Here is a 21,647-nt window from a genome sequence, read left to right on the forward strand (position 1 = left end):
CTTGCAATGGAGGTTGGCAATGGGATTCGACGACAAGATCAACAACGCCACCGAGGACGCGACCGGCAAGCTGAAGGAAGGCGCCGGTCGGGCCACCGACAACGAGCAGCTGGAGGCGGAGGGTCGCGCTGACCAGTCCACCGCCAAGCTCAAGCAGGCGGGCGAGAAGATCAAGGACGCCTTCAAGAGCTGACGTACGACGTAACCCGCACGCCGGGCCGGTGATCATCACCGGCCCGGCGTGCTGTGTGTCAGGACTCTTTCGCTGACCCTGAGATCCCCCTGATTCCACTCGCGTCCCGCACCGCAGCGCGCCGGCACCTGCTAACTTTCCTTGGCATGTGCAAGGGCTGGTTATGAGCGCCGCCTCACCGCCGACCGGCGACGACCTGGTCCGGGTGCTGGCCACCCTGGCCAACCCGCACCGGCTGCGGGTCGTCGCCGCATTGGCCCGCGAGCGTGCGTACGTCAGCGGGCTGGCCCGGCAACTGGGCATCAGCCGGGCGCTGTTGCAGGTCCACCTACGGAAGCTGGCGGCGGCCGGGCTGGTCACCGCCCGCCTGGAGTTGTCGGAGGACGGGAAGGCCATGAACTACTACGAGGTGGAGCCGTTCGTGCTCACACTCACCCCCGCGGTCATCGCGGCCGCGGTCGAGACGCTGGCGGTGCCCGACTCGGGCGAGCAGCCGGGAGCACAGCGATGAGCGAGCACGACTGGACCGAGGTGGTCGGTGCGATCGGCATCTTCGCCTTCCTGATCAGCGTGGTCACGGTGACCGTCGTGCAGCTCGCCAAGACCCGGCGGGCCCGGTACGAGGCGGACCGGGCGGACGACTACCGCCGGCTGGCCGAGACGGCCGCTCAGGCCCAGGCGGACAACGCCCGACTGCTCGCGGCGATGGACGGCCGGCTGGGCGGGATGGAGACCCGGATGACCACGCTCGAACGCGTCCTGCGCGAGGTCGACTGACCCGGCGGACGAGAGGCCCCGGGCCGCCGAGCGGCTACTCGACGGCCCGGGTGGAAGCAGCATCACCTCGCCCAGTGGGCGAGTTTCACAGGCAACGCTCCTTCGAGGAGAGGACAGCACCTCATGCTGCGCGTACGCAAATCCGCAGTCGGCTGGGCGGTCGCCCTGGCCCTGACGGCCACCGGCCTGACCCCGGCGAGCCCGGCCGCCGCCCGACCACAACCCGCCCCGACGATCGACTGGCGGCAGTGCGCCGAGGACAGCAGCGCCGAGTGCGGCACCCTGTCGCTGCCGGTGGACTGGAACCGACCCCGGGGTGAGCGCTTCGACCTGTCGCTGGCCCGCCGGGTCGCCAAGCCGGCGACCCGGGAAGGCGCGCTGGTCTTCGGCCCCGGCGGGCCGGGCGACAGCGGGGTCGACCGGGTGGTGAACGGCAGCTCCCGGTTCAGCGCCGACCTGCGGGCCCGGTTCGACATCGTCAGCTTCGACCCACGCGGCACCGGCGACAGCCACCCAGTGGTCTGTGCCCGGGACCTGCTCGCCCGGCAACCACAACTGATCGCCGACCAGGCGCAGTTCGACGCCACGCTGGCGAACAACGCGCTGCTGCGCGCCGACTGCCGGGCCCGCACCGGGGCGCTCTACGACCACGTCGACACCACCAGCGCCGCCCGCGACCTGGACGCGGTCCGCGCCGCGCTCGGCGAGCGGCAGTTGACCTTCCATGGCAGCTCGTACGGCACACTGCTCGGGCAGCGGTACGCCGAGCTGTACCCCGACCGGGTCCGGGCCATCGTGCTGGAGGCCGCCATGGACCACAGCCTCGGCACCCGCGCCTTCCTGGACACCCAGGCCGCCACCGCCGAGGGCGCGTTCGACGAGTTCGTCGCCTGGTGTGACCGGTCCACGGCCTGTGCCCTGCACGGCCGGGACTTCCAGGCGATCTGGGCCGGGCTGCAAGCGCGGGCCGAGCGCGGTCTGCTGACCGACCCGAAGCGGCCCGGGGTGATGCTCACCCCATTCGAGTTGAGCAGGCTCACCCACAAGGAGTTCTACGACACCTGGCGGTGGCCGGGCCTGGCCGAGTGGCTGGGCAAGATGGATGCCGCCACTGCCCCGCGAAGCGCCGGACCGTCGACCGGCGACGCCGTCGCTCCGTACCCCTTCGCGGTTTTCTGTCAGGACTGGAGCCTGCCGGTGCGCGACTACCGGGAGTACGTCGGACATCTGCGCCGGGCGGCCCGGCTCGCGCCGGACCTGCGCTACCCGCCGGCGCTGTTCGCGCTGGTCACCTGCCTGGGCACCCCGACGCCGGTGGCCAACCCGCAGCATCGGCTACGGGTGCACACCGACGTGCCGCTGCTGGTTGCCGCCACGGTGCACGACCCGGCGAGCGGCTACGACTGGGCGCGCAACGTGGCGCGGCAGTTGGGTCGGCACGGCGCGCTGCTCACCTACCGGGGGTGGGGGCACGGCAGCTACAGCAGCAGCCCGTGCGTGCAACGAGTCGTCGACTCGTACCTGATCGATCAGGTGGTGCCCGCCCGGAGTGCCAGCTGCCCGGCCGTCGAGCCCGCTGTGTGACAGCCGCTGCCGGCCGCCGGGACGTCCGGCGGTCGGCAGCGGTGTGCTCACTGGCGTCGGGTGGCGCGTACGACCACGTCGTGCAGCGGTGCGTCCCGGCCCGGCATCGTGCGGCGGTGCTCCTCGGCGGTGACGATCTCCCAGGTGCTGCTGTCCAGGCCGGCGGTGATGTCCGCGAGGGTGACCGATGCCTCGTCCGGCGGGTGGTGCCCGGGCCCGTGCCCGTGTCCGTGCCCCGGCGCGGAGGCTTCCGAGGTGTGCAGATGCCCGACGATCAGGAGGGTGCCGCCGGGTGCCACCCACTCGGCGATGCGGTCGTAGAAGGCCAACTGCGGCATCGCGGGGTGCGCGTAGTGCGTCGTGACCAGGTCAAACCGTGCCTCCGGAGCCCAGGCCGTCAGGTCCGCCTCCACCCACCGCACGCGCTCGGACACCCCGCTCTCCGCTGCGCGTTCGGCGGCTCGGGCGAGCGCGACAGGTGCGATGTCGACGGCGGTGACCTGCCAGCCGTGGGCGGCGAGCGAGATCGCCTCGGCGCCAGCGCCGCACCCGGCGTCCAACGCCGAACCCGGCACCAGAGCGCCGATCTCCCGGGCCAGGTACGGGTGCGCGGGACTCGTGCTCATCGCGCCGGGGCGGTCGTGGTGTGCCTGGTGCCAGTGCCGCTCCCAGTAGTCCTTGTCGAACTCGTGCTGCTCGGTCATCTGTGCCTGCTCCTTCGCGCGTCGCCCACGACTGTGACCGGCGACCGAGCGATGCGCAAAGATTGTTGCCAAAACGGCAAGACGACGTCGCTCACCCCTGCCCGGTCAGCCGGGCCGCCCGCACCTCCAGGTAGCGCTGCTCGGGCCGGCTCGTGGTGCCCCGCGCCGCCACCAGGTACGCCTCCCGCGCCGCACCGACCTCCCCGGCCAGCTCCAACAGGTGAGCCCGGACGGCGGCCAGCCGGTGGTGCCCGGCCGTGCGTTCGTCGGCGTCCAACGGCGTGAGCAGAGCGAGCCCGGCGCGGGGCCCGTCGACCATCGCCACCGCCACCGCCTGGTTGAGGGTGACCATCGGGTTCGGCGCGACCCGGGCCAGCAGCCGATAGAGCGCGACGATCTGCCGCCAGTCCGTCTCCGCCGCCGTCGACGCCTCGGCGTGCACAGCGGCGATCGCCGCCTGGAGCTGGTACGGGCCGGGCGGCGACCAGGTCAGCGCCTCGGTGATCAGCGCGACCCCCTCCGCGATGGCGGCGGCGTCCCACCGGGAACGGTCCTGCTCCGCCAGCGGCACCAACTCCCCGTCCGGCCCCACCCGGGCCGCCCGGTGCGCGTCGGTCAACAACATCAGCGCCAGCAGCCCGGCCACCTCACCGTCGTCGGGCAGCAGCCCGCGCAGGATCCGAGCCAGCCGGATCGCCTCGCCGGTCAGCTCGGCCCGGCGCAGATCCGGGCCACTGGACGCGGTGTAGCCCTCGTTGAAGATCAGATAGAGGACCCGCAGCACGGTTCCCAGCCGCTCGCCCCGCTCGCCCGGCCCCGGCATCGTGAACCGTGCCCCGGCGGCCTCGATCCGCTGCTTGGCTCGCCGGATCCGTTGACTCATCGTCGCCTCGGGCACCAGGTGCGCCCGGGCGATCTGGGCGGTGCTGAGACCGCCGACCGCTCGCAAGGTGAGCGCCACCTGCGCCGATCCGGGCAGCGCCGGGTGGCAGCAGAGGAACAGCAGCGTGAGGGTGTCGTCCCCGGTCGGAACTGTGGGCTCCGCGTCCGCCGCGGGCGCCACCCCGGCGTACGCCGGCTCGCGCCGCGCCACCGCCACCTCGCGGTCGCGGCGCGCGCTCTCGCTGCGCCACTCGTCGGTGAGGCGGCGAGTGGCCACCGTGAGCAACCAGGCGCGCGGATTATCCGGTACGCCCTGGCCGGGCCACTGCGTCGCGGCGGCGAGCAGGGCCTCCTGGACCGCGTCCTCGCACCTGTCGAACTGTCCGTGCCGACGGACCAGCAGGCCGAGGACCTGCGGCGCGAACGTGCGCAGCAGATCCTCGACCGTCCGGTCCCCGGTCACATCTCCGTCCCGGCCTCGTCCATGATCGGGCGGACCTCCATCGCACCGCCGTACCGGACGTCCGGCCAGCGGGCGGCGATCTCGGCGGCCCGCTGCGGGCTGTCGCAGTCGATGGCCAGGTAACCGGCGAACTGCTCCTTGCTCTCCATGAACGGACCGTCGAGGACCTCGGGGCTGCCGTCCACGAGCCGGACCGTCGACGTCTGCGACGGATTGGCCAACGCCTGGCCGCCGATCAGCTCGCCCGTCTCGGCCAGCTCCTTCATGATCTCGTCGACCTCACCGAAGAGGGCGGTGCGCTCCTGCTCGCTCAGCTCCTCGGTGAAGCCGGGGCGGTTCCAGATCAGCAGCATGTACTTCACGGCGATGCTCCTCAGGCTCTGGTCGCACCCCCGACCGGGGCGCGACTCACCGGAGGGTCGGAGCCGTTCCCCCGATCCCTACCGCGTACCGAAGAAAATCGCAGAAACGTCCGCCGGGGGCGGTCCCACGCCGGACGGGCCGAGATCGAGGCCCGGTCAGCGGAACAGCGTTCAACGCGGATCGGGTCGGCCGGGCACCTGTCGGGGCTTCCGGGCACCGCCGACGTCCAGCGAAGCCCGGTCGGCCGCCGAGGTGCCGGACGACCAGCCCTCGGCGTCACGCACGCTGAGTCGGTGCCGGGTGACGCCGGGGAAGAGCGTGTCCAACCGCTCCCGAACCGCCTCGCCCCGCGCCGCGAGCACCGGCAGCAGCCGTTCCGCCCCGGCCGTCTCGGCCGCCGCCTGGTCCGCCGCGTGTGTCGCCGCCTCGGTGGCAGTGCGCAGCCGCTCGCCGATCCGCAGCGCGAACGCGTTGAGGAAGGACTCGTCCCACACCTTCGTCCGTCGCCCCGACCCCGGCCGGCGCTCGGCCCGCCCCCGCAGCATCGCCGCCGTGGCCTGGACCAGCAGCGACGTGTAGAGCAACTCCACCGCCACCAGATCGGCCGGCCAGCCCAGCACCGTGGCGAAGCCCAGATCGTCGGACCAGACAGCCTCGCACCGGTTCGCCGCCGCCACCTCCTGCACCAGCAGCGCCTTCGCACCCGCGTACGGGGTGTCGGTGCTCAGCCGTACGCCGCCGGGAAGGTCCCCGCGCTCCGACCCGGCCGCCAGCAGCGCCTCGTCGATGCTGTGCCGGGCGATCAGCTCCTGGGCCTTCCCGGTCAGCGCCTCCGCCTCCGCCGGGAAGGTGGTCGACTCGGCCTTCGCCAGCAGCGCCCGCACCCGATCCAGCATCGGCGACCCGCTGCGAGCCGTGCCCGCCGTACGGGGCAGTGCCGCGCCGCTCGTACCCGGCGGTGGACGCAGCACCGCGATCGGCGGCAGGCTCTCCACCAGCGCGAGAGTGTCCACGGCCGCGCGGAGCGCGTCGGCGCGGTCCAGACCCTCCCGGCCGGCCCAACCAGCCAACACGCTGCGGTCGGCACCGCCCTCGGTGGCCAACAGCTCGCGTAGCTGGTCGTCCCACCAGGCCGGGACCGGCTCGGTCTGGTCGCGCCGCTGGGCGGCCATCGCGGCACGGACCAGCCGGGCCGCGCGGGCGTCGAGCCGTCGACTGGTGATCCGGTCCACGTCGACCGGCTGCCAACCGCGCGGCCAGAGCCGGCCCAGGCCGCGAACCAGGCGACGCAGCAGAGCGGCGTCCACCGCAGTGGTGCCGTCCGCGGCGCCGGTGCCGACCATCAGTTGGTCCAGCTGCCGTTCGGCCTGCCGTACGTCAGTGCCGCGCACCGCCGCGAGCGCGTTGGCGACGAGTTCGTCCGCGTCCGGCACGGGCACCTCCTTCTCGGGATCTGGCTGTCGCTGCCCCTCCAGGCTCCATGATCATGCCGCCACTGGTGCGGGAGTCGTGAAACGGGGATGGCTCGGGGTCGGCTCGACCGCGATCGGCGGCATGTCCGGGGTAGTTTCGACCTGACCCGAGGCGGATGCGAGGTTTGTGGTGGCCGATTCGAGCCTGCCGAGCGCACGCGCCGCCGACGTACGCTCCTCCACGCTCGTCGGCGTCTTGATCGGCATCGCAATCATGGCTGCGGTGGACGAGATCGTCTTCCACCAGTTGCTGGCGTGGCACCACTTCTACGACCGGTCCACCCCATCGGTGGCGCTGCTCTCCGACGGACTGCTGCACGCCGCCGAGCTGATCATCCTGGTCGGCGGGTTCTTCTGGTTCGCCGACCTGCGTCGACGACGTGCCCTGTCGAACCGGTTGGCGTGGGGTGGCTTCCTGCTCGGTGCCGGAGGGTTCCAGGTCTTCGACGGGGTGGTCGACCACAAGGTGCTCCGGCTGCACCAGATCCGCTACGGCGTACACCTGCTGCCGTACGACGTGCTGTGGATCGCGTCCGGCGCGGTGCTGCTGTTGGCCGGCGCCGGGGTGGTGTGGTGGGCCCGGTCCCGCCGGCCCGGCCCCCGATGACGGTGGCCGGGTCGCTGGCGCACGCCGGGCACGGTGCGGCCGGGCCGACCTGGTTCCCGCTGTTCCCGGTCGTGCTGCTGGCGGTCGGCTACCTGCTGGCAGCCGTCCGCGACCCGCGGGGTTGGGACCACCGGCGTACCGCCTCCTGGCTGGTCGGCTGCGCCCTGCTGGCGGTCGCCGTCGGGCCGCTGACCCAACTCCCCGACAACCCGAGCGAGCACATGGCGCAGCACCTGCTGCTCGGCATGCTGGCCCCGCTCGGGCTGGTGCTCGGCGCCCCGGTGACGCTGTTGCTGCACGTCGCGCCTCCGCCGATGCGCCGGCTGGTGGGACGGCTGCTGCGCGCCCGCCCGCTGCACCTGCTCGCCCACCCGTTCACCGCCGCGCTGCTCACCACCGGCGGGCTGGCGTTGGTGCTGCTCACCCCGTTGTACGCGGCGGCCGAACGGCAACCCGTCCTGCATCACGCGGTGCACCTGCACTACCTGGCCGCCGGGTACCTCTTCGCCTGGTCGTTGGCCGGGCCGGACCCGGCGCCGCGTCGCCCCGGCCTGGCGGTACGGGTCGGCGCGTTACTGGCCGCGTCGGCCGGCCACGCCGTGCTGGCCAAGTACCTGTACGCCCAGGCCGAAAACCTCCCGCCCGGCCTCGCCGACCGGGACCCGGAAGCGTTCCGCTCGGCCGCCCAACTCATGTACTACGGCGGCGACCTGGCCGAGCTGCTCCTGGCAGCAGCCCTCTTCGCCACCTGGTACCACTCCCGCCGCCCCCGCCCGTCCCCGCCCTCGTCCCCGTCTCCACCCCCGTTGATCAAGAAGTTTGCGTCACCGGAAGGCAATTCCTTGACGCAAACCTCTTGATCAACAAGAAGAGGGTCGGTGGGGCCAGTCGGTGAGGATTTCCTCTACCGCCAGGACGTCCTGCTCCGGATCTGGTGCCGGGGTTGGTCGGTCGGTCGGGGTGCGGTCGAAGCGGGGTGCGGGGGCCGGCTGGATCTCACCGCCCACCTCGACGAACGTGCCCCGGGCAGCGTTGTGCGGGTGCCCATGCGCCTCGCCGGGGGCGAGCACCGGCGCGACGCAGGCGTCCACGTCGGCGAAGACCGCCGTCCACTCGTCCCGGGTGCGCTCGGCAAACCGTTCGGTGAACCGGCGGCGCAACTCGTCCCAGCCGCTCGGGTCGTACTGGGCGGGCAGGTCCGGGTCGTCGGCGAGGCCGAGGCCGGTGAGCAGTACGGCGTAGAAGGCCGGTTCCATCGCGCCGACCGCCATGAATCCACCGTCGGCGGTGGCGTACGTGTCGTAGAACGGCGCCCCGCCGTCGAACATGTTGCGCCCACGCGGGGCGGCCCACAGGCCGGTGCCGAGCAACCCGTGCAGAAACGAGGTGAGCAGCGCCGAGCCGTCCACCATCGCCGCGTCGACCACCTGGCCGAAGCCGGAGCGCTCCCGTTCCAGCAGCGCGGCCAGCACCCCGACGGCGAGCAGCATCCCGCCGCCGCCGAAGTCGCCGAGCAGGTTCATCGGCGCGTACGGGCGTTCGCCGGCCCGCCCCAGCGGCTCCAACGCCCCGGCCACCGCGATGTAGTCGATGTCGTGCCCGGCTCGGGCTGCCAGCGGGCCGTCCTGACCCCAGCCGGTCATCCGCGCGTACACCAGTCGGGGGTTGCGGGCCCGGCACACCTCCGGCCCGATGCCGAGCCGCTCGGCCACCCCGGGCCGGTACGCCTCGACCAGCACGTCCGCGCGCTCGGCGAGGCGCAGCAGGTCCGCCACGCCGGCCGGGGACTTCAGGTCCAGCGCGGTGACCCGCCGGCCGCGTTGCAACGGCCCGCTGGTCGGTGCTGCCAGCCGGCCCGCTCCCGGGGCGCCCGGCCGGTCCACCCGCACCACGTCCGCGCCGAGGTCGGCGAGCACCATGCAGCCGAACGGCGCCGGGGCGAGGCTGGCCAGCTCAACCACCCGCACCCCGGCCAGCGGCCCGCCGCGGGCCGCCGTCATGCGACGTCAGCCGGTTCGGCCCGGAGAACGGCGAGCCGCTCGGCCAGGTCGGCGGGGGGCGTGAACCGGTCGCCGTAGATGCCCGCCAGCTCGGTGGCACGGGCCGCGAAGCCGGCCGGGCCGCCCGCGTACTGCCGGACGTAGCGGATCACCCCGCCCGTCCACGCCGGGAAGCCGATGCCGAAGATCGAGCCGATGTTGGCGTCGGTCTCGGTGCGCAACACCCCCTCGTCGAGGCAGCGCAGCGCGTCCAGCGCCTCGGCGAAGAGCATCCGTTCCTGGAGGTCGGTGAACGGCACCGCCCGACCCGCGTCGGTGGTCAGGTCGGCGAGACCGGGCCACAGCCGACCCCGGGTGCCGTCGTCGTAGGAGTAGAAACCCCGTCCGGCGGCGCGCCCCGGCCGCTCGTACGCGTCGACCAGCTCGTCTACCAGGCGGTGCGCCGGCATCGGTCGGAACTCCTCGCTGGCCGCCTCGAACTGGCGGCGGATCCGCTGGATGAGCGTGAGGCTGACCTCGTCGGCCAGCGCCAGCGGCCCGGTCGGGTAGCCGGCCTGAAGGGCGGCCTGCTCCACCGATGCGGCGGGGACACCCTCGGCGACCATGCCGACCGCCTCGTCGACGAACTTGCCGATCACCCGGCTGGTGAAGAAGCCCCGGCCGTCGTTGACCACGATCGGGGTCTTGCCGATCCGCCGGCCCAGGTCGAACGCACGGGCCAGCGCCACGTCCCCGGTGCGTTCGCCGACCACGATCTCCAGCAGGGGCATCCGGTCCACCGGAGAGAAGAAGTGCATGCCGATGAAGTCCGTCGGCCGGTCCACGCCCTCGGCCAGCCCGGTGATCGGCAGGGTGGAGGTGTTGGAGGCGAGCAGCGCGCCTGGCGCGAGCACCGGCAGCACCTCGGCGAACACGGCCTTCTTCAGGGCCGGGTCCTCGAAGACCGCCTCGATGACCGCGTCGCAGCCGGCCAACGCGTCCACCTGGTCGGTGGTGGCGATCCGGTCCAGCACGGCACGCGCGTCCGCCTCGGTAGTGCGGCCCTTGCGTACCGCCCGGGTCAGTAACCGCTCGGCGTGCTCCCGGGCCCGGCCGGCGGCCTCCGGCGTGACGTCCTTGACCACGACGTCCAGCCCGGCGCTGGCGCAGGCGTACGCGATGCCAGCGCCCATCATGCCCGCGCCGAGCACCGCCACCCGGCGCACCGGCGGCGCATCCACGCCGGGCGGTCGGGCCGCGCCACCGTTGACGGCCTTCAGGTCGAAGAAGAACGCATCGATCATGTTCTTGGCGACCTGCCCGGTGAGCAGGCCGATCAGGTGCCGGGTCTCCACGGTCAGGGCGGTCTCCAGGTCGACCTGTGCGCCCTCGACGGCGGCGGCGAGGATCGCCTCGGGCGCGGGCAGCCGGGCACCCTTGAGCTGCTTGCGCAGCGTCGCCGGGAAGGCGGGCAGTTGTGTGGCCAGCGAGCGGCTGGCCGGGGTGCCGCCCGGCATCCGATAGTCCGGCCGGTCCCACGGCTGCGCCGGGTGCGGGTTCGCCGCGATCCAGGCCCGCGCCCGGTCCAGCAGCTCGGTGGGCGTGGCGACCACCTCGTCGACCAGCCCGGCGGACAGGGCGTCGACCGGGCGCATCCGCCGGCCGGTGAGCAGCACAGTGGTCAGCGCGCCGGCCAGGCCGAGCATCCGTACGGTCCGGGTGACACCGCCAGCACCGGGCAGCAGGCCCAGGGTCACCTCGGGCAACCCGAGCCGGCTGCCGGACGCGTCCAGCGCGATCCGGTGGTGGCAGGCGAGCGCGATCTCCAGGCCACCACCGAGCGCCGAGCCGTTGACAGCGGCGACCACCGGCCGGCCCAGCGTCTCCAGCCGGCGCAGGTCCCGTTTGATGGTGCCGAGCAGGTCGGCGAGCGCGGGCGCGTCGGCGCGGGTGGCCCGGATCATCTCGGGCAGGTCACCGCCGGCGAAGAAGGTCGACTTCGCGCTGGTCACGATGACGCCGACGAGATCGCTCTCGGCCTCCAGCCGGTCCAACGTGGCGCTCATCGAGGCGGCGTACGCCCGGTTCATTGTGTTGGCGGACTGGGTGGGGTCGTCCACTGTGAGCGTGACGATGCCGTCGGCGCCGCGGTCGTACCGGATGGTGTTGGTCATTGTCGTCCTCCGGGTCAGCAGCGCTCAAGAACTGTGGCGACGCCCATGCCGCCGCCGATGCAGAGGGTCACCACGGCCCGGCGCAGGTCGCGGCGCTCCAACTCGTCCAACGCCGTACCGAGCAGCATCGCTCCGGTCGCGCCGAGCGGGTGGCCGAGCGCGATCGCGCCACCGTTGACGTTCACCCGGTCCGGGTCGAGGCGCAGGTCGCTGACGTACTTGAGCACCACAGCGGCGAACGCCTCGTTGATCTCGAACAGGTCGATGTCGTCGACTGTCAGCCCGGCCACGGCGAGCGCCTTGTGGGTGGCCGGGATCGGGCCGGTCAACATCAGCGTCGGGTCCGCGCCGGTGACCGCCGCGCCGACGATCCGGGCGCGCGGGGTGAGGCCGAGATCCCGACCGACCTGCTCCGAACCGATCAGCACCAGCGCCGCACCGTCCACAATGCCGGACGAGTTGCCCGCGTGGTGGACGTGCTCGATCGCCTCCAGCCAGTGGAACTTCTGCAACGCGACAGCGTCGAAACCGGCCGCCTCACCCATGGTGGCGAAGGACGGGGTGAGTTTGGCCAGCGCCTCCCGGGTGGTCTCCGGGCGCGGGTGCTCGTCGACGGTGAGGATGTCCAGCCCGTTGCCGTCGCGGACCGGCACCACCGAGCGGGCGAAGTACCCGCCGGCCCAGGCCTTGGCGGCCCGCTCCTGCGACCGCAGCGCGTAGCCGTCCACGTCGTCGCGGGTGAAACCCTCCAGTGTGGCGATCAGGTCGGCGCTCACGCCCTGCGGCACGAACGACGTGGCCAGCGCGGTCTGCGGATCGGTGGCCCAGGCCGCCCCGTCGGAACCCATCGGCACCCGGGACATCGACTCGACCCCGCCGGCGAGCAGCAGATGCTCCCAGCCGGAGCGGATCCGCGCGGCGGCGGAGTTGACCGCCTCCAACCCGGAGGCGCAGAACCGGTTGAGCTGCACCCCACCCACCTCATCGGGCAGCCCGGCCAGCAGCGCGGCGGCCCTGGCCAGGTCGCCGCCCTGCTCGCCGACCGGGGTCACGATGCCGAGCAGCAGATCCTCCAGCCGGCCGACGTCCAGGCCGGGGTTGCGCTCCCGCAACGCGTCGATCAGGCCGACCACCAGGGAGATGGGCTTGACCCCGTGCAGCGCGCCAGTGTCCCGGCCGCGTCCGCGCGGGGTGCGGACCGCGTCATAGACGTACGCCTCAGAGAGCACGGGCGATCAACTCCTTCATGATCTCGTTGGTGCCGCCGTAGATCTTTTGGACGCGGGCGTCGGCGTACATCCGGGCGATCGGGTACTCCGTCGTGTAGCCGTAACCGCCGAAGAGTTGAAGGCACCGATCGACCACCTCGCACTGCCCGTCGGTGAGCCACGACTTCGCCATCGCCGCCGTGGAGACGTCCAGGTCGCCACGCGTGTGTCGGACGATGCAGTCATCCAGGAAGACCCGGCTGACCCGGGCGCGGGTGGCGCACTCGGCGAGCACCATCCGGGTGTTCTGGTGACCCATCAGGGGCTTGCCGAACGCGGTGCGCTCCTTGGCGTACGCGACGGTCAGCGCGACCGCCCGTTCCATGGCGGCGACCGCGCCAACGCCGATGACCAGCCGTTCCTGCGGAAGCTGCTGCATGAGCTGGACGAAGCCCAGCCCTTCGGCGCCGCCGAGCAGGTTGGCCGTCGGCACCCGGAACTCGTCGAAGAACAACTCCGCAGTGTCGTTGGCGTGCAGGCCGATCTTGGACAGCAGTCGGCCTCGCCGGAAGCCCTCCGGGTCGCCGCCCACCTCGCACACGAGCAGCGAGACGCCGGCCGCCCGCTGCTCGGGGTCGGTCTTCACCGCCACGATGACCAGGTCGGCCAGACCGCCGTTGGTGATGAACGTCTTCGCGCCGGTCACCAGGTAGTCGTCGCCGTCGCGGACCGCCCGGGTGCGCATCGCCTGAAGATCGGAGCCACCGTCCGGCTCGGTCATCGCGATGGCGCCGACCAGCTCACCGCTGCACAGGCCGGGCAGCCAGCGCCGCTTCTGCTCCTCGCTGCCGTACGCCACCAGGTAGCCGGTGACGATGCCACTGTGGACGGCCAGGCCGAGGCTGCCCTCCCCGGCGTACGCCTGCTCGTGCAGCAGCACCGCCTCGTGGGTGAACCCGCCGCCCCCACCGCCGTACTCCTCCGGGACCGACAGGCCGAGCAGCCCCAGCTCACCGGCGCGCCGATAGTGCTCGCGGTCCGGGTGGCCCTGCTCCTGAAGGCGGTCGGCGTGCGGCAACACCTCCTTGGTGAAGAAGGTGCGGGCCAGCTCGGCCAGGTCGTCGTGCTCCGGCTCGCGCCAGGGGGAGGGGGGACCGTCGGGCGTCGGCATGTGCACCACCCTCGCGCGCTGTTGGCGGCATGTCAATAAGTCGTGATCGACCCACGTCGTGACGAGGCCGCCAGCCGCTCAGCGAGAGCGACGACGCGGTCGCGGAGTTCGTCCGGACGTTCGATGACGAACGGCAGGTCGAGCGCGGCGAGCACGCCGGGCAACCAGTCGAGGCTCTCTGCCCGGATCTCCACGTCCTGCCAGCCTTCGTCCGCACCCTCTCGCACCTCGGCGATGCTGGCCGGTAGTTGCCTGCGGATCTGCTCGACTGTTCCTTGTATCCGCAGCGACACCGCGTGCTGGTACGGCGCTCGTGCCATCGAGGTGAGAAGGTGCCGGGCCGGATCGTTCCCGGCGGGCGGCTCGAACGAGCCCGGCTGCGGTCTCGCGTCCGCGATGCGGTCGAGTCGAAGGGTTCGCTCCTCGCCGATATCCGGATCGACCCCGGTGACGTACCACCGGCCGGCATGGTTGACCAGCCCGAACGGATGCAGCACGCGGACGCTGCGCCGGCCGTCGCCCGAGGTGTACTGCAGCGAGATCGGCCGGTGATGGCGGACCGCGTCGGCGACGGCGAGTAGTACGTCGGTCCGCGGCGCAGGGAAGTCACCGAGTTCGGCGGTGAAGGAGAGGGACTGGAGTGCGGCGTCCAGCCGGTCCGCCGTCCGCGGCGGCAGGACGCGACGGATCTTCGCGGCGGCTGTTTCGCCCGCCGTGCCCGTTGCTGTCGCCAAACCGGCACGGCGGCCGGCGATCAGGCCGAGTAGGACGGCAAGAGCTTCGTCGTCGTTGAACATCAGCGGCGGCAGACGATAGCCGGCGGCGAGCCGATACCCGCCGTAGCGACCGCGCACCGACTCCACCGGCAGGTCCAGGTCGACCAGATGACTCACGTAGCGCCGCACCGTGCGCGGCTCGACACCAAGGCGCTCGGCAAGCTCGGCCATCGTCCGGACGCCGCCGGACTGCAGGAGTTCCAGCAGTGCGAGCACCTGGGCTGTCGGTCGTGCCACGGTCTGAACTTTATCCGAATACTGGACCAAACCTGTCCAGTATTCGTCCTAACGTGATCTCGACCGACCGATACCGACCGCACTGAGCAGGGAAAAGACGTGGACTTCATCTCGATCCGCATCATCACCGACGAGATCAACCGCCTGGTGGGCTTCTACGAGAAGATCACCGGCGTGCAGGCGACCTGGGGCAACGAGGACTTCGCCGAGGTGCGTACCGCCCACTGCACACTGGCGATCGGCAGCACCCGCACCGTCGGACTGTTCGCGCCCGGCTCAGCCCGCCCCGCCGACAACCACAGCGTGATCATCGAGTTCCTCGTGGAGGACGTGGATGCGCTGTACGGGAAGCTGAAGAGCGTGGTGGACGACTTCGTGAACGAGCCCACGACCATGCCCTGGGGCAACCGAGCCCTGCTCTTCCGCGACCCCGACGGCAACCTGGTCAACTTCTTCACCCCAGTGACCCCGGCCGCGATCGAGAGGTTCAGCCGTTGACCGGTCGGCGCGGCCCGGGGGCCGGCGGCTCCGAGGAGGCACGGCGGACGTCGACGCCGAAGCCGGCGGTGTGAGCTGCCGATAGGGTCGGGCAGATGAGTGTCGAGACGGCTCCGCGCCGCCGCCGGTTGGAGCCGGACGCCCGACGCGGCCAGATCCTGGCCTGCGCGGTCCGGCTGTTCGGCGAGCGCCCGTACGCGGAGGTGTCGACCACCGACGTCGCCCGTGAGGCGGGTGTCGCCCGCGGGTTGGTCAACCACTACTTCGGCGCGAAGAAGGACCTCTACCTGGAGGTCGTCCGGGTCATGGTGACGATCCCGGAGGTTGCCCTGGAACGGCTGCCCAAGGGCGATCTGCGGACCCGGGTCGAGGCCAGCGTCACCTGGTTCCTCGACGTGGTGTCCCGACACAGCACCTCGTGGCTGGCGGCGGTCACCGCCCGGGGGATGGGCGGCGACGCCGACGTGGAGCGGGTGCTCGCCGAGGCCGAGGAGGTCGCCGCGGACCGGATGCTGGTCGCCGTCGGGCTGGCTGGCCAGGCCGAGCACCATGAGGAGCTTCGCGGCATGGTCCGGGCGTACTGCGGGTTGGCGACGTCGACCGCCCGGGAGTGGCTCCAGCGTGGCGCGCTGACCCGCGCCCAGGTGCACCTGCTGCTCACCACGACCCTGCTGACCATCGTCGAACAGGTCGTCCCACAGATCCTCGCCGACGAGGATCTGACCCGGCCGATGCGCCCGGCTGGGCCTCCCGGCTAGGGCGTGACACGGGGCGGTGACGTAGGCCACGAGCGCGATGACGGCAATGAAATAGGTGTAGAGGCTACGGTTATGTCATTGCTCGACGGGTACCCACCCGCGACGAGCCGGGCATCGCGTCACCGAGGAGGAAACATGACCACTCCTGCCCTGTCGTACGAGGTTTTCGTCTCGGACGGCCCCATGCGAGCGGGTGACCAGCGCATGCCGGACGGGTCACGGCTCCACTGGAACCCCGTCTCGTCCACCTTGATCTTCGGGGCCGAGGAGGCGCTTCTGGTGGATCCACCGTTCACCCACGAGCAGATCTCGCAGGTGGGCGACTGGATCGCCGAGTCGGGTAAGCGGCTGACGTACATCTACGCCACCCACGGGCACGGCGACCACTGGTTCGGCGCGGCGGAGCTGGTCAAGCGCTTCCCCGGCGCGATCACCTACGCCACGCCCGGCACCATCCAGGTGATGCACCAGCAGGCCACCGTCGGGCGGAGTGAACTGTTCGACCGGGTCTTCCCCGGCTTGATCCCGGAAACGTCTGTCGACGCGGTACCCGTGCCGGCGGAGGGGTTCCTGCTCGAAGGCAACCTCATCCAGCCCGTCGAGACCGGGCACACCGACACCGATCAGACCACCGTTCTGCACGTCCCATCGATCGGCCTGGTCGTCGCCGGCGACGTCGTCTACAACGGGGTTCACCAGTACATCTCGGAGACCGTCGGCGGCGGCCTGCGGCAATGGCTCGACGCCCTCGACCGCGTCGAGGCGCTCGCGCCCCGGGCCGTCGTCGCTGGCCACAAGAATCGGGCCCTTCCCGACGACCCGGCAAGCATCGACCAGACCCGGAAGTACCTGCTGACCGTGGAGCGGCTGCTGGCCGAGAAGCAGACCGCCCGCGAGTTCTTCGACGAGATGGTGCGACTCTACCCAGACTGGATCAATCCGGGGCCGGCGTGGTACGGGGCCCTCGCCCTGCTCGGGAAGTGACCCGGTGACGCTTTCGATGCCCGACCACCCGACAGGCGCGGTGGTCGGGCCGTGGACCGCCACCGCGAGGTACGGCATCGACCCCGCTCCGGGCGGCCTCGGGCTCGTTCAGGATCTGCTCAACACGATCTCGGCTGGCGTGCCACGGCAACCGGACCTTCTGGACGACCCGGGCAGCGCCACAGAATGGGCACAGTCGGCCGTCGCGCAGTGGTCGACGCCCGCCGGCCGCCCAGCGCCCGACGTCACGCTCGACCCTGCGGGACTCCGGGCGCTACGGACCTTTCGCGACGAGTTGCTGGACGGGATCGACGCCAGGCTGCACATGCCGGAACCCGGACACGGCACCACCGGGGCGTCGAACCGGCGCGCGACCGGATCTCGTACCGCCGGTGCCACGCTCCGGCTCGATCAGGGCGGATCCGTCCACCTCGACCCCGCCGGGGCCGGGGTCGAGCTGCTGGTCTCGCTCGTCCTCGCTGCGCTGTTCGAGGCGCAGCTCGCCGACACCGGGCGGCGGATCAAGACCTGCCGCAACCCCCGCTGCCGGGTGGCGTTCTACGACCGCTCACGCAACAACAGCGGGGTCTGGCACTCCGTGCGCGTCTGCGGGCACCCGACCAACCTGCGCGCCCACCGGGCCCGGCAGCGGCAGGTGGACTGACTCGGCCGATCAGGCGGCCCGGCGTTCGTCTGTCCGCCCGGTGTGCGCCGCCGGGGCAGCCTGACCGGCCCGCGCCGCCGGCGCGGCGAACCGGTCGGCGGCCTGCGCCGGATAGGAGTCGGGGCGTACCACCCGCAGCGGTCGGTCCACCTCGTCGGCCCCGAACCGCCAGCGCGACGGTCCCGGCTGCCGCTGCGGTGCCGGCCCACCGGGGCGCAGCCCGGGCCGGGACAGCAGCACCGTGATCAGGTAGCCGACCACCAGGAAGCCGTGGCTGATCAGCCGTTCCCCACCCACCGAACCGGTGGCGAGGTCGTTGACCGACAACAGCAGCAACGTGCCGACGAACGCGCTGAGCATCGGCAGCAGCCCGGCGGGTGGGCTGCGGCGCAACGCCACGAAGAGGAAGCCCGCGCCCACTGCCACGTTCCACGCCGCCGACTCGTGCCACAGGTGCTGGCCGGTGGGGTGCAGGTGGTCGGCGGTCGCACCCCGGCCGACCTGGGCCAGACCGAGCACCAGTTGCACCGCGCCGAGCAGCCCGAGCGCCGACCGAAGGCCGGCGACGAGCGGGCCACGTCCGAACGCCGCGCGCAACCCGGCGGCGAGCTGGCCCCGTCCGGGCACCTTTCGCAGGCCGGCGACGAGCGGCCCACGCCGCCACCGCGACCGGCGGGCCGGGGCCGCGCTGGCGGCAGCAAGGATCGCCGCCGTCCGGTCCGGCACCTCAACCACCAGTCGGGTACGAACCCGACGGGTCACCGCCGCCGCAGCCGTGAACCAGGCCCGGCACTCGGCACACCCGTCCAGGTGCCCCTGCACCGCCGTCAGTTCGGCGGCGGTCTCCTCCCCGTCCAACTGCGCGGACAGGACCTCCCGCCACTGCTCACACCCCATGTATCGGTAGTCGCTCCGGCAGCCGCTCCGGTTCCCGGCGACCGTGACCGGTTGTGGAATACTCGCCGGATCATGACGCGTTACGGCCTGCTGATCCTGCCCGCCACCAACCGGGTGTACGCCCGCGCCGCAGTCGACCTCACCCGAGCTGAGCTGGAGATCTTTGACCGCTCGGCGTTGGACGGCCGGATCGGCGAGCTGGACACCGAGGTCGTCGGAGGGGCGTCCTACATCACGTTCACCGGTGACGGGCTGACCGAGCGTGACCTGGCCGTCCTGGGCAACCTCTCCGCCGGGTACGCGTTGTTCGAGATCGTCGGTGAGTTGTTGCGGCCGATCGAGTGGAGCCGTCTGGACCGTTACGACGACGATCTGCTCACCATCCAGAAGTACCCAGGCAAGACCAACGAGCAGTTCACCAAGCTGCTGCTCAACGTCACACTGCTCGCCTCGGACTGGGCCGCCGAGATGACCAGCCGCCGGTTCCGGGTGCTCGACCCGCTCTGTGGTCGGGGCACCACCCTCAACCAGGCGCTGATGTACGGCTTCGACGCCGCCGGAATCGAGCGCGACCAGAAGGACGTCGAGGCGTACCGGGCGTTCATCACCACCTGGCTGAAGCAGAAGCGGGTCAAGCACCGGGTGCTGGAGTCGGGGCCGGTGCGGCGGGAGCGCAAGGTGGTCGGCCGGCGGGTGCGGATCGAGTTGGCGCCGACCCGCGAGGAGCACAAGGCCGGCCAGACGCAGTTGCTGGACGTGGTCAACGCCGACACCGCCCGTTCGGCGGAGTTCTTCCGCCCGGAGACCGTGGACCTGGTCGTCGCCGACGCGCCGTACGGCGTGCAGCACGGCAGTCGTACCGCTGGGCAGGGGTTGACCCGCGACCCGCTGGCGTTGCTCGCGGACGCCGCGCCGGTCTGGGCCCGGTTGTTGCGTCCCGGCGGTGCGCTCGGGATCTCCTGGAACACCCACGTCGCCAGTCGGGACGACGCGGCGGCGGCGTTGGCCGACGCCGGCCTGACAGTGGTCGACGCCGAGCCCTACCGCGCGCTGCGGCACCGGGTGGACCAGTCGATCATGCGCGACGTGCTGGTGGCCCGCCGTCCGGCCTGACCCGCCGCCCACCCCCTTCGAGCCCTTTGCTCTGCTTCAACCGGCGCAACAGTTTTGGCGCCTCGCTGTCGCCTCCGTTGAAGCAGAGCAAAGGGCGGACAGCCGACCCTCGTCGCTCCGGCTGACGCGCCTCTGTGCCGCATTTCACCTGATCAGCAGCTCGGTGTGAAAACCACGTCAAGAAAAGGTTCGCCGCCGTCATGGTCGCGTTATGACTCGTGCCGTCCGGTGGGTGGTGGGGCTTTGATTGCCCGGCGCGACCGGAAGGCGGTCGCGACGAACCTTTCCGGCTGAGGAGTCAGCGTGTCTGACGTGGTGTTCGTGGTCCTGACGGTGGTGCTGTTCGCAGTGCTCGCCCTGGTGGTCCGGGCGGTGGAGAAGCTGTGAACGCGGTAAACGCCGTCGGTCTGGTGCTCGCGGTCGTCCTGGGCGCGTTCCTGGTGTTCGCGCTGCTGTTTCCGGAGCGCTTCTGATGACCATGACAACAGCGGGCGTCATCTTCGTGTTGACGCTGGTGGCGGCCCTCGTCGCCGTCTACAAGCCGTTCGGCGACTACATGTTCCGGGCGGTCTCCGGCACCAAGCAGTCGCGGGTCGAGCGGGGCATCTTCCGACTGGTCGGGGTCAACCCGACCGCCGAGCAGACCTGGGGCGTGTACGCCCGCAGCGTGCTGGCGTTCTCCGCGGTATCGATCCTGTTCCTGTACCTGTTCCAGCGGGTGCAGAACCACCTGTGGCTGTCGCTGGGCTTCGACCCGGTGGTTCCGCACGGCGCGTGGAACACCGCCGTGTCGTTCGTGACCAACACGAACTGGCAGTCGTACTCGGGTGAGTCGACGATGGGCCACCTGGTGCAGATGGCCGGCCTGGCGGTGCAGAACTTCGTCTCGGCGGCGGTCGGCATCGCTGTGGCGGTGGCGTTGGTACGCGGCTTCGCCCGCAGCCGCACCGGGCAGCTCGGCAACTTCTGGGTCGACCTGACCCGGATCACGCTGCGGATCCTGCTGCCGATCGCGGTGCTCGGCGCCATCGCGCTGATGATCGGCGGGGCGGTGCAGAACCTGTCCGCCGGCACCGACGTGAGCACGCTGACCGGTGGCACCCAGACCATCACCGGCGGGCCGGTCGCCAGCCAGGAAGTGATCAAGGAGTTGGGCACCAACGGTGGCGGCTTCTACAACGTCAACAGCGCGCACCCGTTCGAGAACCCCACCACCTGGACGAACTGGCTGGAGATCTTCCTGATCTTCCTGATCCCGTTCAGCCTGCCCCGGGTCTTCGGCCGCATGGTCGGGCAGAACCGGCAGGGCTACGCCATCGCCGCCGTGATGGGCATCCTCGCGTTCCTCAGCGTCGCCATCACCAACATCTTCGAGCTGGCCGGGCACGGCACCGTGCCGCAGGCGGTCGGCGCGGCGATGGAGGGCAAGGAGGTGCGGTTCGACGTGTCGAACTCGGCCACCTTCGCCGCCGCCACCACGCTCACCTCGACCGGTGCGGTGAACTCGTTCCACGACTCGTTCACCTCGCTCGGCGGCATGATGACGATGGTCAACATGATGCTCGGCGAGGTCGCGCCGGGCGGCACCGGCTCGGGGCTGTACGGCCTGCTCATCCTCGCGGTGATCACCGTCTTCGTGGCCGGCCTGATGGTGGGCCGCACGCCCGAGTACCTGGGCAAGAAGATCGGGTCGCGCGAGATCAAGTTCGCCTCGCTGTACTTCCTGATCACGCCGATCCTGGTGCTCGTCGGCACGGCGGCGGCGTTCGGCACCGGCAACAACTCCACGGCGCTCAACGTCGGCCCGCACGGCCTCTCCGAGGTGCTGTACGCGTTCACCTCGGCCAGCAACAACAACGGCTCCGCGTTCGGCGGCATCACCGTCAACACCACCTGGTGGGACACCGCGCTCGGGTTGTGCATGCTGCTGGGCCGGTTCCTGCCGCTGATCTTCGTGCTCGCGTTGGCCGGCTCGCTGGCCCGCCAGGCACCCACCCCCGCGTCCGAGGGCACCCTGCCGACCCACCGACCGCTGTTCATCGGCATGGTCGTCGGCGTCACCGTGGTCCTCGTCGCGCTGACCTTCCTGCCCGCGCTCGCGCTCGGCCCGCTGGCAGAGGGGCTCTGACCATCATGAGGAACG

Annotated in this window: 23 protein-coding genes; 13 read left to right on the forward strand and 10 right to left on the reverse strand. The window is 71.6% G+C overall.

Going from position 1 to position 21,647, the window contains the following annotated elements; genetic code table 11:
* The first annotated feature begins 19 nt into the window (after nucleotides 1–19).
* From AB0K35_RS29065 to AB0K35_RS29080, 4 genes are all read left to right on the forward strand, one after another.
* Nucleotides 20–193 carry a CsbD family protein gene (locus AB0K35_RS29065; protein WP_036410891.1) on the forward strand — a complete coding sequence of 58 codons (174 nt, stop codon included), beginning with the start codon at nucleotides 20–22 and terminating at the stop codon, nucleotides 191–193.
* 163 nt (nucleotides 194–356) lie between these two features.
* Complete coding sequence (locus AB0K35_RS29070; protein WP_363889419.1) at nucleotides 357–704, forward strand: helix-turn-helix domain-containing protein; 348 nt, start codon at nucleotides 357–359, stop codon at nucleotides 702–704.
* Complete coding sequence (locus AB0K35_RS29075; protein ID WP_238671325.1) at nucleotides 701–970, forward strand: hypothetical protein; 270 nt, start codon at nucleotides 701–703, stop codon at nucleotides 968–970. The genes AB0K35_RS29070 and AB0K35_RS29075 overlap by 4 nt, the downstream gene beginning before the upstream one ends.
* A 123-nt stretch (nucleotides 971–1,093) precedes the next feature.
* A complete protein-coding gene (locus tag AB0K35_RS29080; protein WP_363889422.1) occupies nucleotides 1,094–2,554 on the forward strand; it encodes an alpha/beta hydrolase in 1,461 nt (486 codons plus the stop codon).
* Nucleotides 2,555–2,601: 47 nt separating this feature from the next.
* Here the strand turns inward: AB0K35_RS29080 and AB0K35_RS29085 are convergent, their stop codons facing one another.
* The 4 genes from AB0K35_RS29085 to AB0K35_RS29100 all read right to left on the reverse strand — a co-directional run bounded on the left by AB0K35_RS29085 (nucleotide 2,602) and on the right by AB0K35_RS29100 (nucleotide 6,399).
* Complete coding sequence (locus AB0K35_RS29085; protein WP_238671323.1) at nucleotides 2,602–3,258, reverse strand: class I SAM-dependent methyltransferase; 657 nt, start codon at nucleotides 3,256–3,258, stop codon at nucleotides 2,602–2,604.
* 91 nt (nucleotides 3,259–3,349) lie between these two features.
* On the reverse strand, nucleotides 3,350–4,603 hold the full coding sequence (locus tag AB0K35_RS29090) for a DUF6596 domain-containing protein (RefSeq protein WP_238671322.1): 1,254 nt from the start codon (nucleotides 4,601–4,603) through the stop codon (nucleotides 3,350–3,352).
* Entirely contained in the window at nucleotides 4,600–4,956 is a 357-nt protein-coding gene (locus AB0K35_RS29095; RefSeq protein WP_363889727.1) for a YciI family protein, read from the reverse strand. The genes AB0K35_RS29090 and AB0K35_RS29095 overlap by 4 nt, the downstream gene beginning before the upstream one ends.
* A gap of 180 nt (nucleotides 4,957–5,136) precedes the next feature.
* Nucleotides 5,137–6,399: a DUF2786 domain-containing protein gene (locus tag AB0K35_RS29100; protein WP_363889425.1), complete on the reverse strand. Its 1,263-nt coding sequence runs from the start codon at nucleotides 6,397–6,399 to the stop codon at nucleotides 5,137–5,139.
* 169 nt (nucleotides 6,400–6,568) lie between these two features.
* Here AB0K35_RS29100 and AB0K35_RS29105 point away from each other — a divergent pair, with 169 nt between their 5' ends.
* On the forward strand, nucleotides 6,569–7,045 hold the full coding sequence (locus AB0K35_RS29105; protein ID WP_238671320.1) for a DUF2243 domain-containing protein: 477 nt from the start codon (nucleotides 6,569–6,571) through the stop codon (nucleotides 7,043–7,045).
* Nucleotides 7,012–7,905, forward strand: coding sequence for a cytochrome c oxidase assembly protein (locus AB0K35_RS29110; RefSeq protein WP_363889427.1), 894 nt, complete (start codon nucleotides 7,012–7,014; stop codon nucleotides 7,903–7,905). The genes AB0K35_RS29105 and AB0K35_RS29110 overlap by 34 nt, the downstream gene beginning before the upstream one ends.
* On the opposite strand, the gene AB0K35_RS29115 is transcribed toward AB0K35_RS29110, so the two are convergent.
* Genes AB0K35_RS29115 through AB0K35_RS29135 form a run of 5 tightly spaced genes read right to left on the reverse strand, consistent with a single transcriptional unit; the run spans nucleotide 7,906 to nucleotide 14,590 of the window.
* Nucleotides 7,906–9,045: a CaiB/BaiF CoA-transferase family protein gene (locus AB0K35_RS29115; protein WP_238671318.1), complete on the reverse strand. Its 1,140-nt coding sequence runs from the start codon at nucleotides 9,043–9,045 to the stop codon at nucleotides 7,906–7,908. It abuts the gene before it with no gap.
* Complete coding sequence (locus tag AB0K35_RS29120) at nucleotides 9,042–11,198, reverse strand: 3-hydroxyacyl-CoA dehydrogenase NAD-binding domain-containing protein (RefSeq protein WP_363889430.1); 2,157 nt, start codon at nucleotides 11,196–11,198, stop codon at nucleotides 9,042–9,044. The genes AB0K35_RS29115 and AB0K35_RS29120 overlap by 4 nt, the downstream gene beginning before the upstream one ends.
* Before the next feature lie 14 nt (nucleotides 11,199–11,212).
* Nucleotides 11,213–12,427, reverse strand: a complete 1,215-nt coding sequence (locus tag AB0K35_RS29125; RefSeq protein WP_363889433.1) for an acetyl-CoA C-acetyltransferase — start codon at nucleotides 12,425–12,427, stop codon at nucleotides 11,213–11,215.
* Nucleotides 12,417–13,577: an acyl-CoA dehydrogenase family protein gene (locus tag AB0K35_RS29130; protein ID WP_363889436.1), complete on the reverse strand. Its 1,161-nt coding sequence runs from the start codon at nucleotides 13,575–13,577 to the stop codon at nucleotides 12,417–12,419. Before AB0K35_RS29130 ends, AB0K35_RS29125 begins: the two co-directional genes overlap by 11 nt.
* Before the next feature lie 32 nt (nucleotides 13,578–13,609).
* Nucleotides 13,610–14,590, reverse strand: coding sequence for a YafY family protein (locus AB0K35_RS29135; RefSeq protein WP_363889439.1), 981 nt, complete (start codon nucleotides 14,588–14,590; stop codon nucleotides 13,610–13,612).
* Between the two features lie 99 nt (nucleotides 14,591–14,689).
* Between AB0K35_RS29135 and AB0K35_RS29140 the strand changes: the two genes are divergently transcribed.
* The 4 genes from AB0K35_RS29140 to AB0K35_RS29155 all read left to right on the forward strand — a co-directional run bounded on the left by AB0K35_RS29140 (nucleotide 14,690) and on the right by AB0K35_RS29155 (nucleotide 17,494).
* Complete coding sequence (locus AB0K35_RS29140; protein ID WP_363889442.1) at nucleotides 14,690–15,088, forward strand: VOC family protein; 399 nt, start codon at nucleotides 14,690–14,692, stop codon at nucleotides 15,086–15,088.
* A 95-nt stretch (nucleotides 15,089–15,183) separates the two neighbouring features.
* Nucleotides 15,184–15,846 carry a TetR/AcrR family transcriptional regulator gene (locus AB0K35_RS29145; protein WP_363889445.1) on the forward strand — a complete coding sequence of 221 codons (663 nt, stop codon included), beginning with the start codon at nucleotides 15,184–15,186 and terminating at the stop codon, nucleotides 15,844–15,846.
* Nucleotides 15,847–15,981: 135 nt separating this feature from the next.
* The gene (locus AB0K35_RS29150; RefSeq protein WP_363889448.1) at nucleotides 15,982–16,830 is read left to right on the forward strand and encodes an MBL fold metallo-hydrolase; all 849 of its coding nucleotides are present in this window, start codon (nucleotides 15,982–15,984) and stop codon (nucleotides 16,828–16,830) included.
* A 4-nt stretch (nucleotides 16,831–16,834) separates the two neighbouring features.
* Nucleotides 16,835–17,494 (forward strand): CGNR zinc finger domain-containing protein, encoded by a 660-nt coding sequence (locus tag AB0K35_RS29155; protein ID WP_238671310.1) that lies wholly within the window; start codon nucleotides 16,835–16,837, stop codon nucleotides 17,492–17,494.
* A 9-nt stretch (nucleotides 17,495–17,503) separates the two neighbouring features.
* Here the strand turns inward: AB0K35_RS29155 and AB0K35_RS29160 are convergent, their stop codons facing one another.
* Nucleotides 17,504–18,391, reverse strand: a complete 888-nt coding sequence (locus AB0K35_RS29160; protein ID WP_238671309.1) for a zf-HC2 domain-containing protein — start codon at nucleotides 18,389–18,391, stop codon at nucleotides 17,504–17,506.
* A 72-nt stretch (nucleotides 18,392–18,463) separates the two neighbouring features.
* Between AB0K35_RS29160 and AB0K35_RS29165 the strand changes: the two genes are divergently transcribed.
* The 3 genes from AB0K35_RS29165 to kdpA all read left to right on the forward strand — a co-directional run bounded on the left by AB0K35_RS29165 (nucleotide 18,464) and on the right by kdpA (nucleotide 21,632).
* Entirely contained in the window at nucleotides 18,464–19,504 is a 1,041-nt protein-coding gene (locus AB0K35_RS29165) for an SAM-dependent methyltransferase (RefSeq protein ID WP_363889450.1), read from the forward strand.
* Between the two features lie 383 nt (nucleotides 19,505–19,887).
* On the forward strand, nucleotides 19,888–19,977 hold the full coding sequence (kdpF, locus tag AB0K35_RS29170; protein ID WP_036410889.1) for a K(+)-transporting ATPase subunit F: 90 nt from the start codon (nucleotides 19,888–19,890) through the stop codon (nucleotides 19,975–19,977).
* Nucleotides 19,977–21,632 (forward strand): potassium-transporting ATPase subunit KdpA, encoded by a 1,656-nt coding sequence (gene kdpA, locus AB0K35_RS29175; RefSeq protein ID WP_238671308.1) that lies wholly within the window; start codon nucleotides 19,977–19,979, stop codon nucleotides 21,630–21,632. Before kdpF ends, kdpA begins: the two co-directional genes overlap by 1 nt.
* Nucleotides 21,633–21,647 lie beyond the last annotated feature (15 nt).

Source organism: Micromonospora sp. NPDC053740, assembly GCF_040677775.1.
GTDB lineage: Bacteria > Actinomycetota > Actinomycetes > Mycobacteriales > Micromonosporaceae > Micromonospora > Micromonospora alfalfae.

Bases quoted from the DNA above. Each gene is read 5' to 3' on its own strand.
- AB0K35_RS29165 (WP_363889450.1), top strand. From the start codon at position 18,464: ATGACGCGTTACGGCCTGCTGATCCTGCCCGCCACCAACCGGGTGTAC.
- AB0K35_RS29080 (WP_363889422.1), top strand. From the start codon at position 1,094: ATGCTGCGCGTACGCAAATCCGCAGTCGGCTGGGCGGTCGCCCTGGCC.
- AB0K35_RS29075 (WP_238671325.1), top strand. From the start codon at position 701: ATGAGCGAGCACGACTGGACCGAGGTGGTCGGTGCGATCGGCATCTTC.
- AB0K35_RS29130 (WP_363889436.1), bottom strand. From the start codon at position 13,577: ATGCCGACGCCCGACGGTCCCCCCTCCCCCTGGCGCGAGCCGGAGCAC.
- AB0K35_RS29145 (WP_363889445.1), top strand. From the start codon at position 15,184: ATGAGTGTCGAGACGGCTCCGCGCCGCCGCCGGTTGGAGCCGGACGCC.
- AB0K35_RS29070 (WP_363889419.1), top strand. From the start codon at position 357: ATGAGCGCCGCCTCACCGCCGACCGGCGACGACCTGGTCCGGGTGCTG.
- kdpA (WP_238671308.1), top strand. From the start codon at position 19,977: ATGACCATGACAACAGCGGGCGTCATCTTCGTGTTGACGCTGGTGGCG.
- AB0K35_RS29160 (WP_238671309.1), bottom strand. From the start codon at position 18,391: ATGGGGTGTGAGCAGTGGCGGGAGGTCCTGTCCGCGCAGTTGGACGGG.
- AB0K35_RS29120 (WP_363889430.1), bottom strand. From the start codon at position 11,198: ATGACCAACACCATCCGGTACGACCGCGGCGCCGACGGCATCGTCACG.
- AB0K35_RS29065 (WP_036410891.1), top strand. From the start codon at position 20: ATGGGATTCGACGACAAGATCAACAACGCCACCGAGGACGCGACCGGC.
- AB0K35_RS29115 (WP_238671318.1), bottom strand. From the start codon at position 9,045: ATGACGGCGGCCCGCGGCGGGCCGCTGGCCGGGGTGCGGGTGGTTGAG.
- AB0K35_RS29150 (WP_363889448.1), top strand. From the start codon at position 15,982: ATGACCACTCCTGCCCTGTCGTACGAGGTTTTCGTCTCGGACGGCCCC.
- AB0K35_RS29085 (WP_238671323.1), bottom strand. From the start codon at position 3,258: ATGACCGAGCAGCACGAGTTCGACAAGGACTACTGGGAGCGGCACTGG.
- AB0K35_RS29095 (WP_363889727.1), bottom strand. From the start codon at position 4,956: ATGCTGCTGATCTGGAACCGCCCCGGCTTCACCGAGGAGCTGAGCGAG.